Here is a 12,408-nt window from a genome sequence, read left to right as displayed (position 1 = left end):
CTCGAAACCCGAGCAAAGATACCGCGCAGCGGCAAGCTTTCCAGCCTGTCACTGTGGTGGCTGAAACATAGCCAGCGAGCGATAGCGCGCAGTAAAAAGACGTGGGAGATCCAAGAGGGGCTCGTCATGGCCCCTTTTGGGCGGTTTCGGCGCAGCGCGATAAGTGATCATCGCTATTGAGAAACCGAAATTTTCACACTTCTGTTCTTAAACGGCGCGCTTAAACACCGCCCGGTGTTTAATGAATCACCTGGGACAGGAACTCCCGCGTTCTTGCTGACTTCGGATTCGCAAAGAATTCCAGCGGCGGGGCTTCTTCCACGATCTCCCCGCGATCCATAAAGATCACCCGGTCGGCGACGGTTCTCGCAAAGCCCATTTCATGCGTCACGCACAACATGGTCATGCCTTCTTCTGCCAGCGTGATCATGGTATCCAGTACCTCTTTCACCATTTCCGGATCAAGTGCAGAAGTCGGTTCATCAAACAGCATGATTTTTGGTTTCATGCACAGCGAGCGGGCGATCGCCACGCGCTGCTGCTGACCGCCGGAAAGCTGGCCGGGGAATTTATTGGCATGTTCGGCAATACGCACGCGTTTCAGGTAATGCATCGCCAGCTCTTCGGCTTCTTTCTTCGGCATCTTGCGTACCCAGCATGGTGCCAGAGTGCAGTTTTGCAATACGGTCAGATGCGGGAACAGATTGAAGTGCTGGAACACCATGCCGACTTCGGTACGTACCCGTTCAATATTGCGCAGATCATCGTTCAGTTCAGTGCCGTCAACCACGATGCGGCCTTGCTGGTGCTCTTCCAGATGGTTAATGCAACGAATGGTCGTTGATTTCCCTGAACCGGAAGGGCCGCAAAGGACGATACGTTCGCGCGGTTTGACGCTCAGATTAATGTCTTTCAATACGTGGAATTGTCCGTACCACTTATTCACGTTTTCCAGCGTGATCATCATATTTTGGTTTTCAGTGACGTGATGGTCGCTCATGGTTTACCTCAGTGTGCGGAACGTCCGGTGTGAAAGCGTCTTTCCAGATGCTGGCTATAACGCGACATGCTAAAACAGAAAATCCAGTAGACGGCGGCGGCGAAGACGTAGCCTTCAGTCGACATGCCGAGCCATTCCGGATCGACGGTGGCTTGCTGTACGCTGCTGAACAGGTCAAACAGGCCGATGATGATCACCAGACTGGTATCTTTGAACAGCGCGATGATGGTGTTCACCAGACCCGGTATCACCATTTTCAGCGCCTGAGGCAGAATGACCAATCCCTGCGTTTTCCAGTAACCCAGCGCCAGTGATTCGGCGGCTTCGGTCTGGCCTTTCGGCAGCGCCTGTAACCCGCCGCGCACAACTTCTGCGACATACGCCGACTGGAACAGCACCACACCCACCAGTGCGCGCACCAGTTTGTCGATACTCGTCCCTTCAGTCATAAACAGCGGCAGCATCACCGAGGACATAAACAGCACGGTGATAAGCGGCACACCGCGCCAGAACTCAATGAACACGACCGACAGAATACGCACAATCGGCATACGTGAACGGCGTGCCAGCGCGAGCATAATTCCCAACGGTAATGCTCCGGCGATACCGACTGCGGCGATAATCAGCGTCAGCGTCAGGCCGCCCCACTGGCGGGTTTCAACGCGGCTCAGGCCAAAGAATCCGCCATACAGCATGAACCAGGTGAAAATCGGGAACAGTACCATCCAGCAGGCGATATAACGTCCGCGGCGCGGCGTGGCTTTGAAGAAAATGGGTGCCAGCGTCAGCAATCCGACAATCAGCGTCACATTGATGCGCCAGCGCTGATCAAACGGGTATAAGCCATACATAAACTGGCCGAAACGCGCGTGGATAAACACCCAGCAGGCACCGGCTTTGGTACAGTCAGTTCGCGCTGTGCCGACCCAGTTAGCCTGGAAAATCACCCAGTTCAGCAGCGGAGGGATCACCAGCCACATCAGCCATAAACAAAACAGCGTCAGCAAACTGTTGAACCAGCCGGAGAACAGGTTTTTACGCGCCCAGAGCACGGCGGTACCGAGTGGTGTACCGGGCTTCACGGCTCTGACTCCGGGAGGAAGTGTTGTCATCGTCATGGGTTTCCCTTAACGCTCGACCAGCGCGATACGCCGGTTGTAAATATTCATCAGGAACGAAATCACCAGACTGATGATCAGGTAAACCGACATAGTGATGGCAATGGTTTCAATCGCCTGACCGGTCTGGTTGAGTACCGTACCGGCGAACAGCGACACCATGTCCGGATAACCGATAGCGGCGGCCAGAGAGGAGTTTTTGACGATGTTCAGATACTGGCTGGTCAGCGGCGGGATGATCACCCGCATCGCCTGCGGCAAAATCACCTGTCGCAGCGTGACCGGATTCGGCAGACCGAGCGAACGGGCGGCTTCATGCTGACCGTGCGATACCGACTGAATACCGGAGCGAATAACTTCCGCAATAAATGTCGAGGTATAGACCGATAACGCCAGCGTTAACGCCGCCAGTTCCGGGATAAGCACCATGCCGCCGCGGAAGTTAAAACCGCGCAGCGCAGGAATATCCCAGTGCAGGGCAGGCCCGAAAATCAGGTGCGCCAGCGCCGGAAAGATCACCAGCATGGCAATCGCCCACGGCCAGATATGCCAGACGCGTCCTGTGTGGATCTGGCGGAAATGGTTGTAGCGTTGCAGCGCGACGATGCCAAAAATCGCCAGCAGCAGGGCGATAAAGCCTGCCAGACTGCCCGGCGCCAGTTCCGGCGAGGGCAGATACAGGCCGCGGTTACTGACGAAAGCCAGGTCAAACGCATTCAGGCTCTGACGCGGGCCCGGCAGATTACGCAGTACGGCGAAGTACCAGAAGAAGATTTGCAGCAGCGGCGGAATGTTACGGAACGTCTCGATGTACACCGTCGAGACTTTACGGATCAGCCAGTTATCGGAAAGGCGTCCTAAGCCGATAATGAACCCGAGGATGGAAGCAAAAACGATACATAGCGCGGAAACCAGCAGCGTATTCAGCAGACCGATAACAAATACGCGGGCGTACGTGTCGCCTTCCTGGTAGTCAATAAGATGCTGAACGATGCCAAAACCGGCACCCTTTTCAAGAAACGCAAATCCCGAGGTGATCCCTCGTGTTGTCAGATTGGTAATGGTGTTGTGGAGCAGGTAACCCAGACAGGCTACCAGCAACACCACCGCGAAAATTTGGTAAATCCAGGCCCGTACCGCTGGGTTGGTCAGCGAGAACGAGACTTTTCCGGTTGGGCGTTGCGACATTTTAACCTCGACCTGCAGGTAAAACAGTGGAAGTGATGCACCGGGGAACGACCGGTGAATCAGCTTCCTTTATCAGACTGAACTTTTGTTTATCCGAAGTAACTGGCGTTGCAGCAAGGCGGCAAGGGAGCCAATCCCGATGAGCTGACACTGGTCAGTGATTCGGGTGACCGAATGCCGCCAACGCCGCTACAACGTCAGGTACGAAGGGTAAAATCAACGGACAGGTGGTGCGTACTGGATCCCGCCTTTATTCCAGAGGGCGTTCTGACCACGTTTGATTTTCAGCTCGCTGCCCTGACCGACGTTGCGCTCGAAGCTTTCGCCGTAGTTGCCGACCTGTTTAACGATTTTAACCACCCAGTCATTAGGCACTTTCAGATCAGCGCCGTAAGTGCCGGTTTTGCCCAGCAGGTTGCTCATGTCAGGCGTGGTCGGGTTTGCCGCCAGTTGATCGACGTTGGCAGAGGTGACGCCCATTTCTTCGGCGTTCAGCATCGCGAACAGTGACCAGCGCACGATCGCCAGCCAGTCTTCGTCGCCACGGCGAACTACCGGCCCCAGCGGTTCTTTAGAAATCACTTCTGGCAGAACGATGAAGTCATCCGGTTTACCCAGTTTGATACGCAGTGCGTACAACTGAGACTGGTCAGATGCCAGGGTGTCACAACGGCCTGAGTCCAGCGCTTTGGCGCTTTCGTCTGAACGGTCGAAGGTCACCGGGGTGTAAGTCATTTTGTTGGCTTTGAAATAGTCAGCCACGTTCAGCTCGGTATCCGTACCGGCCTGCAGGCAGACGGTCGCGCCATCAAGTTCTTTGGCGCTTTTCAGGCCGGCTTTCTGGTGAGTCAGGAAGCCGATACCGTCGTAATAGTTTACGCCGGCGAAAATCATGCCCATGCCCGCATCGCGGGAAGAGGTCCAGGTGGTATTACGTGACAGGATGTCCACTTCGCCAGACTGCAGTGCAGTGAAACGCTCTTTCGCGGTCAGCGGGGTGTATTTCACTTTTTCAGCATCACCAAACACGGCGGCAGCCACCGCGCGACAGAGGTCAACGTCGATACCGGTGAATTTGCCTTTGGAGTCAGCGTAAGAGAAGCCCGGCAGGCCGTCGCTGATGCCGCACTGAACAAATCCTTTCTTTTTAACTGCATCCAGAGTGGTACCTGCATGAGCCTGACCAGCGAGTGTCACGAAGCTTGCTGCGGCAATCAGCGTTGAGAGCAATATTTTTTTCATAAGCGTCCTGTGAGACAAAACTGAAAATTATTATTGTATGAGTGCCGGAGCACCCTGTCTGTTTATGGGGCAACGCCCTCTGCACCTGTCATTGCAAAGGTAGTGCCAACATGAAAAACGCCCCATCAATCAAGTTACGCAGGGGAATTGCTCAGTAACATTGACGAGACGTATAAAATTTATTGCCCTGTTTAAGTGCGCGGTCAATGTGAGTGCTTTAAAAGGGGGCGGATTATTTCAATATTGGAGTGCAGATCGCGGTCTTTGAAGGGAAGGGAAATGCGGTGTCATATTTGGAAAAAAAATGAGATAAAACGATGAGTAATTCTCTCAGACCGGATGGTCTGAGAGACATTCAGAAACAGACAGGATCAGAGCAGGAGCTTTATCAGTGCAACGGAGAGAAAGGCGGGCGTGTTATTTAGCCTCTTCGGCGTTGCCTTTGATGAGTTTACGCGCGGCGGCAATTTGCTCGCTGTCCGGCGCTTTAGGTTTGGCTTTGTTCAGTGCGGTACTGAGGCCGGAGCGTCCCCAGAGGTCAAAACTGTCTTCATCTTTGAGATGGTCAAAGATAGAAGGTGTCGCGTCAGGTTTTTTAGCCATGAAAATTACAAATCTCTTATGGATGCTGTTCAAAGAAAAAGCCCGACGCAGTGGCATCGGGCTTCTGTTTTATCACGTCTGGCGCTAATCAATAAAGAGAAGGCGTTCCTGCCGGACGGGTTTTAAAGCGGCGGTGCAGCCAGAGATACTGATCAGGCGCACGCATAATTTCTTTCTCGATGACACGATTCATGTAAGCCGCAGCAGCCATTTCGTTGTCAATCGGGTAATCCTGCAACTGAGGCTGGATCACCAGCTCATAGCCTTTACCTAAGGCTTTGCGTACCAGTACCACAGTGACCAGCGCCGGTTTTGCCAGACGCGCCAGCATGAAGGTGCCGCTGGTCGTTGCCGCCTGATCAACGGCAAACAAAGGTGCAAAGACGCTGCCGCGCGGGCCGTAGTCCTGATCCGGTGCGAACCAGACCGCTTCGCCTTTTTTCAGCGCGTGAACCATACCGCGTAAATCTTTGCGATCGAGCATGGCCTTGTTGGAGCGCATACGTCCCCAGGTCTGGACGAATTCCATCGCTTTATTGTTGTGCGGACGGTACATGGCCATCATCGGCTGACATAAGCCCATCGCACGACCACCCAGTTCCAGCGACATGAAATGCACGCCAATCACCAGTACGCCTTGTTTGTTTTCCTGCGCCTTTTTCAGGTTGTGCAGACCGCTGACGTCAAACCAGCGTTTAACACGGGCATCTGACCAGAACCAGGCCATGCCGGTTTCCAGTAAACCCATGCCGAGGGATTCAAAATTGCTGACAATACGGGCTTCAACCTGATCAGAAGGCAGATCCGGGAAGCATAATTGCAGGTTACGGCGCGTTATCGATACCCGGCGTTTCAAAAAACGCATCGACGTACGGCCAAGCCAGATACCCAGGCGGTTTAACACCGGATAAGGCAGCTGAACCAACAGGAACAGGACGCCAAGGCCAAACCAGGTCAGCCAGTAGCGTGGATGTAAAAATGAAGCACGAAAGCGAGGAGAAGTCATAAAAGCCTAATCATCTGCATAAAAAACTGGGGTAACGCGTAAGGAGTTGGCTCATTCGCGATACGGATTGTCTGACATAGAGTGGGACAGCGCGTGTCGGCAAACGTTTTTGAAAAGACACAAGTTGACGCAATTTTTACTCTGTGAAGACACTTTTACAAGGCGGGATCGCGAAGCTGAAGGGCTGTCCGTAGGCGTTGAGCGAGCGAATACGACTCTTACGCAGAGTATAACATGCTGCCTGATCTAACCGGAGGGGGAAATTGTCCGATAAACGGGCTCTTTACCATTTATTTACGTCCATTTTTGGACGGTCAAATGAAAACGCTACGTTAAGAAGGGATTAGCTTTTGGAAAACAAAATGGTCTGTATGCGGTTTCAGCATGCCTGAGGAATCAGACATGCTGAAAAGGAATATCAGCGGTAGAGCGGGTTGCTCATAATGGAATAACGCCCGCTACCGTACAGTGCGATCACGATGGCTGCCATGAAGTAATAGACGATGTCTTCAATGGCCCAGGCACCCACCGGTGACAATGCAAATGTATGGTGTATACCCACCATCAGCCAGGCGACGACCATCGTCGCTGCAGCAGACAGGGCGGCGAGACGGGTGAAGATCCCCAATATCATCATGATCGGGGCGATGACCTCACCGATAATGACGCCGTAGGCGACAAACGCCGGAATCCCATAACCCGCCAGCATCCCCTGGATGCCGCCCAGCCCGTCATGCAGCTTATGCCAGCCATGAAAAATCAGCAGACCGTAAGTGATACGCAGAAGTAAAATAGCCAGATCAGGTTTGTTCATTGCCGCGGTAAAACGTAGATAAAGTTGCTTCATCAGTGTGACTCCCGGAGACGTTTTTATTGTCCGTATAAGGTAGTGCTTTATCGCAGAACGCAGGGGAGAATTATTCTCATTTGGGTTGATCTGGGTTAGGTTTTGAGCAAATTTTGGGCTAACGGTTTGCTGCTAAAGAATCGGTAAATATAAAAAACAGAAAACAAAAAGGCGCTCCCCTTGCGGAAAAGCGCCTTTTTAAGACACAGACTGATTAGTATCAGTTCATGCCGTATTTTTTCAATTTCTTACGCAGCGTACCGCGGTTGATACCCATCATCAGGGCCGCACGAGTCTGGTTGCCACGGGTATACTGCATCACCATGTCTAACAGTGGCTGTTCAACTTCAGCCAATACCAACTCATACAGGTCATTCACGTCCTGACCATTCAATTGAGCAAAATAGCCCTTAAGTGCTTGTTTTACCGAGTCACGCAGGGGTTTTTGGGTTACCTGATCCTGAGAATTAACGGTAGAAACGGTCAGTACGTCAGAATTCACGCGTTGTTCGAACATAGTTCTGTCAGCTCTTTTTTGTTACGCAAGATTTTCGAAATATGCTTCCAACGCCTCCAGCTGTTCGCTGGCATCCTCTATGGCGTTGAAGGAGCGCCGAAACTGGTCATTTGGGGCATGCTCCTGGAGATACCAGGAAACATGCTTACGAGCGATACGAAATCCCTTGCCTTGACCGTAAAAGTCGTGCAATTCCCGTACGTGCCCTAGTAACAAGCGCTGAACCTCACCCATAGGAGGTGGAGGTAACAGCTCCCCTGTGTCCAGATAATGCTGGATTTCCCGGAAGATCCAGGGTCTCCCCTGAGCGGCACGTCCTATCATCAGAGCATCAGCTCCGGTGTAGTCGAGCACCGCTCTGGCTTTATGCGGGTCAGTTATGTCGCCATTCGCGATAATCGGAATGGAAACACTCTGCTTAACTGTCCGAATACTGTCGTACTCTGCTTCTCCATTGAAGAGACAGGCACGGGTTCGGCCATGAATAGTCAGGGCCTGAATTCCACAGTCTTCAGCCAATTGGGCAATTTGTACACAGTTACGGTGTTCCGGTGCCCAACCAGTACGAATTTTCAACGTGACTGGCACATCTACCGCATTCACAACGGTAGTGAGGATTTGTTTGACCAAATCCGGATACTGCAATAATGCAGAACCCGCCAGTTTGCGGTTCACTTTCTTGGCCGGGCAGCCCATATTGATATCAATGATTTGCGCACCGCTTTCCACGTTAATTCGTGCAGCAGCCGCCATATCTTCGGGGTCACAACCGGCAATTTGCACGGCGCGGATCCCCGGTTCATCGTTATGTACCATGCGCAAACGTGACTTATCCGTCCGCCACACCTCCGGATTGGAGGAGAGCATTTCAGATACTGCCATTCCAGCCCCCATCGCATGACATAAGGCACGAAATGGTCGGTCAGTGATACCGGCCATCGGGGCCGCAATCAGGCAATTTGTAAGCTGGTGGTGTCCGATGCGCATGAACTAGGAATGACCATACTGATGTCCGCAAGGGCGCGTATATTACGCATTTTCGTTGCGATATGAAAGGCCAAACTTTGAGCAATTGGCTAAGAAAATGCCTCGCCAATGGCGAAATTCAGCGCAATTTGTTTTTTTATCTTGGTTTTACATTGAGTTATGTGACGTCGGTCAAATTGTGCGCTTGTGCAAATTCCTAATTTCTCTCTGAAACATCCTGTTATATCAGTTGAATCTAAGGGCAGATTTGACGTTTTAAGCATCAACTACCACAAAATTCCGTGATGCAGATCGTCTTTTGGTCAAAAAGTGACTCATTTTCAGAAACAAAGAAAGGCAACAGAAAGAGACGCAAAAGCGATTTCTGCGTCTCCTGGCTCTGACAAGATTATTCGTCGACCACCACACGGCCATGCAAACCCTGGACAGGGCGGTTATTTGCATGGTGCATGGCATGCCGGAATTTCTCCAGTTGCGCTTCTGACAGCGTCTGAGGTTGTTTCACGACCAGCCAGCGAACGCCTTCAGTGCACGGCGGCGTGGTCAGCGATCCGCTGAAGCGGTAATGGGTGAGATTTTTGGGCAGCAGACCTTCAAGACTGACTTTCTCTTTCAGCGTGACAGAATCGCCGGCTTTTTCCGGCATTTGTTGCCAGATCTTTTCCAGTTGCGGATTGGCCTTACCAGTTTCAAACATCACGGCAATCACCGCAACTTCCCCATCTGCATCCATATGCACAAAGTGCGCTTCCATCGGGAAGGATTTACCGTTGAGGGTATTTTCGCTCGGAGAGTGGAAGTGGAATTGCTGAAGGACAAACTTATCCCCGTCCAGCGTGGCAAAATCCCCCTGCTGAACGTTGACCTGCACGCTGTGGCCATTATTAATGACACTCACCGGCGGTAACTTATAGCTGAGTTTAAGCGGGCGGGGGTGCACCTGTAACGCCTCTTTAATATCGATAGGCGACTGCGCTTTGCCTTGCTCGCAAAGATGGAAGTCCGGGCTGAGTTTTGACCAGTTTTGCGGAGCAGCGTCGCCATCATAGGACCAGTGTGGGGCATTGGTCTCAGTTGCAGATACCGAAAATGCAGCGAGTGCAATAAACAGCAATTTTCCTTTCAAGAGATATCCCTTTCATTCGTTGAGTAATAAAAACCATGCGAAGTGTAAGGGTTAGGTGCGGCAGGGGAAATATAAGAAAAGGTCAGAAAAGGTTTTTGGGGCAAAACCCGCTCTTTATGCACAAAGATAAAGAGCGGGTGACAGCTATCAGGCTTTTTTAACGCCGGTGATACGGCACCATTCTTCTTTCTCGGCCACCGCATCCAGTTCGAACTTATCTTTGTACGCATCCGCCACGCTTTGCGCCTGGCTGGCGAGTACGCCGGAAAGTCCCAGATGGCCGCCTGCAACGGGCAGCACGCCAATCAGCGGTGCCAGTTCGCGCAGAGGACCTGCAAGAATGTTAGCGACGACCACGTCGGCTGACAGGTTCTCAGGCTGGTCTTTCGGCAGGTACAGGGACAGGCGCTCTGAAACACCGTTACGCTCGGCGTTATCACGGCTGGCCTGAATCGCCTGAGGATCGATATCGATCCCGACGACGTGTTTTGCGCCGAGTTTCAGCGCAGCGATTGCCAGAATGCCCGAACCGCAACCGAAGTCGATCACCGTTTTATCGGTCAGATCCAGACTGTCGAGCCATTGCAGACACATGGCGGTGGTCGGATGGGTGCCGGTACCAAATGCCAGACCCGGATCGAGCATCACGTTGACAGCATTCGGATCCGGCACATCGCGCCAGCTTGGACAAATCCACAGGCGCTCGCCAAAACGCATTGGGTGGAAGTTATCCATCCATTCACGTTCCCAGTCTTTGTCTTCCAGCTGTTCGATTTTATGCACAAAACCTTTGCCCAGCAGCGGTTCGTTTTCCAGCATGGCGACCACTTCTTCCATGTCGGTTTCCGCATCATACAGGCCGATGGCATCGGTATCGCCCCACAGCAGGGTTTCGCCCGGCAACGGTTCGAACACAGGATTATCGTGCGTATCCTGGAAAGTCACGGACACGGCGCCACTTTCGATAAGCGCGTCGCTCAGCGTTTCCGCGTCGTTACCGGTGGTATTAATTTTTAGTTGGATCCAAGGCATAGCCATTCTCTTCTTAACTATCTGTAAAATCAGTGCCGCCCGTTCAGGACGGCTTGAGTACGGTTTCGCGTGGCTGTTTGCCGAATTTATTGCCGACATAAAACGCCAGCAGGCTCAGCGACAGCGACGGCACAATCGGATGCAGACCGGCGATGTGCAGGTCGATACTGGCAAGCAGGGTATAACAAACTGCGCCAACAATCATTGAGCTCAGCGCCCCCGTGGCGTTGGCGCGCTCCCAGTACAAACCGAGCACCAGTGGCCACAGGAATACAGCTTCCAGTCCGCCAAATGCCAGCAAATTCAGCCAGATAATCATTTCCGGTGGACGCCAGGCGGCCAGCAGAACCAGTAATCCCAGCACAAACGTAGCCCAGCTCGAGAAGCGTTTAAGCTTACGCTCGTTGGCTAACTGTTCCGGCTTAATGCCGAGGTATAAGTCTTTAACGATAGTCGCTGATGACTGTAAAAGCTGTGCGTTGATGGTCGACATAATCGCCGCCATCGGCGCGGCAAGGAAAATACCGGCGGCAAAAGGCGGCAGCACGGTAATCATCAGCGTCGGGATCACCTGATCGGGAATTTTCAGATCAGGTAAGACCGCGCGCCCGAGCGCACCAGCCAGATGCATACCGAACATCAGAATGGCGACCACGATCGTGCCCAGCACAATGCCACGATGCACCGCTTTACTGTCTTTATAAGAGATACAACGCACGGCAGTATGCGGCAGTCCTATCACACCAAAGCACACTAAAATCCAGAAGGAGGCCATAAATGGCAGCGAAAGAACGTCATCTCCGCCGTGAACGGAAACCAGTTTAGGGTCGATTTGCTGGAGTTTATCGACCGCGCTGTGCAGACCACCGGCGGCATGAACGACGCCCACCAGCAGCAAAATGGTGCCCAGAAGCATCACCAGCCCCTGCATGGCATCGTTAAGTACACTGGCGCGAAAACCACCAAACGCGGTATACAGCGCGATACTGATGCCGAAAATCAGCAGACCGGTGTCGTAAGGAATACCGGCGGCGGTTTCCAGCAGGCGTGCGCCGCCGATGAACTGGACGGTCATCGCACCCAGAAACGCCACCAGCAGGCTCAGACTCGCCAGCCAGACCAGCAGACGGCTCTGATAGCGCGCAAACAGCATATCGTTCAGAGTGACGGCATTATAGCGCCGCGCCAGAATGGCGAATTTCTTGCCCAGAACGCCGAGCGACAGCCAGACCGCAGGCAATTGAATCATTGCCAGCAACACCCAGCCGAGGCCAAATTTATAAGCCGCACCGGGACCGCCGATAAATGAACTGGCGCTGATGTAGGTGGCAGTCAGGGTCATGGCCAGCACGAAGCCGCCCATTGAGCGATTACCGAGAAAATATTCGGTGAGGAAGTTGCCCTGCTCGCGGCGGGTATAGGCATAAACTGACAGCCCGAACACCAGCAGCAGATAGGCGATAAGTGGCAGCAGAACTTCAGTCTTCATCACTGTCCTCCAGCGGAATATCGCGGTAAATCACGCGAACCATCAGCCAGCTTAAAAGCACGAAAATCAGCGGAACCAGCAGGCAGGACATTTCAAACCAGTGTGGCAAGCCGGTGATACCCTGTTTGTTGTCAGGAATATAAGCGGCAAAACTCCATGCCAGCAGATATGCAATCGTCAGCCCAAACGCCCAGCGGGCTTCGCGGTTGGCTTGTAAGAAACGTTGATCCATAGGTTCACCGTAAAATGAAAA

Annotated in this window: 13 protein-coding genes; all 13 read right to left on the bottom strand. The window is 52.8% G+C overall.

The window, feature by feature from the left end; translation table 11 throughout:
- Positions 1–238: 238 nt before the first annotated feature.
- The 13 genes from J1778_RS21370 to J1778_RS21310 all read right to left on the bottom strand — a co-directional run bounded on the left by J1778_RS21370 (position 239) and on the right by J1778_RS21310 (position 12,387).
- Entirely contained in the window at positions 239–1,000 is a 762-nt protein-coding gene (locus J1778_RS21370; RefSeq protein WP_274388783.1) for an amino acid ABC transporter ATP-binding protein, read from the bottom strand.
- Positions 1,001–1,008: 8 nt separating this feature from the next.
- Positions 1,009–2,118 (bottom strand): amino acid ABC transporter permease, encoded by a 1,110-nt coding sequence (locus J1778_RS21365; protein ID WP_420804094.1) that lies wholly within the window; start codon positions 2,116–2,118, stop codon positions 1,009–1,011.
- 9 nt (positions 2,119–2,127) lie between these two features.
- On the bottom strand, positions 2,128–3,306 hold the full coding sequence (locus tag J1778_RS21360; protein ID WP_217174861.1) for an amino acid ABC transporter permease: 1,179 nt from the start codon (positions 3,304–3,306) through the stop codon (positions 2,128–2,130).
- Between the two features lie 216 nt (positions 3,307–3,522).
- Entirely contained in the window at positions 3,523–4,548 is a 1,026-nt protein-coding gene (locus J1778_RS21355) for an amino acid ABC transporter substrate-binding protein (RefSeq protein WP_112290395.1), read from the bottom strand.
- A 417-nt stretch (positions 4,549–4,965) separates the two neighbouring features.
- Positions 4,966–5,151, bottom strand: a complete 186-nt coding sequence (locus tag J1778_RS21350) for a hypothetical protein (protein ID WP_217174860.1) — start codon at positions 5,149–5,151, stop codon at positions 4,966–4,968.
- Positions 5,152–5,239: 88 nt separating this feature from the next.
- Positions 5,240–6,157 (bottom strand): kdo(2)-lipid IV(A) palmitoleoyltransferase, encoded by a 918-nt coding sequence (gene lpxP / locus J1778_RS21345; RefSeq protein WP_217174859.1) that lies wholly within the window; start codon positions 6,155–6,157, stop codon positions 5,240–5,242.
- A 418-nt stretch (positions 6,158–6,575) separates the two neighbouring features.
- Complete coding sequence (locus J1778_RS21340) at positions 6,576–7,004, bottom strand: DoxX family protein (protein WP_217174858.1); 429 nt, start codon at positions 7,002–7,004, stop codon at positions 6,576–6,578.
- Between the two features lie 220 nt (positions 7,005–7,224).
- Positions 7,225–7,521, bottom strand: a complete 297-nt coding sequence (gene fis / locus J1778_RS21335) for a DNA-binding transcriptional regulator Fis (protein WP_004097144.1) — start codon at positions 7,519–7,521, stop codon at positions 7,225–7,227.
- Positions 7,522–7,542: 21 nt separating this feature from the next.
- Positions 7,543–8,508 carry a tRNA dihydrouridine synthase DusB gene (dusB, locus tag J1778_RS21330; protein WP_112290402.1) on the bottom strand — a complete coding sequence of 322 codons (966 nt, stop codon included), beginning with the start codon at positions 8,506–8,508 and terminating at the stop codon, positions 7,543–7,545.
- A gap of 388 nt (positions 8,509–8,896) precedes the next feature.
- Positions 8,897–9,634 carry a carbonic anhydrase gene (locus J1778_RS21325; protein ID WP_217174857.1) on the bottom strand — a complete coding sequence of 246 codons (738 nt, stop codon included), beginning with the start codon at positions 9,632–9,634 and terminating at the stop codon, positions 8,897–8,899.
- A 147-nt stretch (positions 9,635–9,781) separates the two neighbouring features.
- Entirely contained in the window at positions 9,782–10,666 is an 885-nt protein-coding gene (prmA, locus tag J1778_RS21320) for a 50S ribosomal protein L11 methyltransferase (RefSeq protein ID WP_217174856.1), read from the bottom strand.
- A gap of 43 nt (positions 10,667–10,709) precedes the next feature.
- Positions 10,710–12,155: a sodium/pantothenate symporter gene (gene panF, locus J1778_RS21315; protein ID WP_217174855.1), complete on the bottom strand. Its 1,446-nt coding sequence runs from the start codon at positions 12,153–12,155 to the stop codon at positions 10,710–10,712.
- The gene (locus J1778_RS21310) at positions 12,145–12,387 is read right to left on the bottom strand and encodes a YhdT family protein (RefSeq protein WP_217174854.1); all 243 of its coding nucleotides are present in this window, start codon (positions 12,385–12,387) and stop codon (positions 12,145–12,147) included. Before J1778_RS21310 ends, panF begins: the two co-directional genes overlap by 11 nt.
- Positions 12,388–12,408 lie beyond the last annotated feature (21 nt).

The sequence above is a fragment of the Rahnella bonaserana genome, assembly GCF_019049675.1.
GTDB classification, from domain to species: domain Bacteria; phylum Pseudomonadota; class Gammaproteobacteria; order Enterobacterales; family Enterobacteriaceae; genus Rahnella; species Rahnella bonaserana.
The sequence above is the reverse complement of the archived record's forward strand: the minus strand, read 5'-3'. Positions and strand labels throughout refer to the sequence as shown.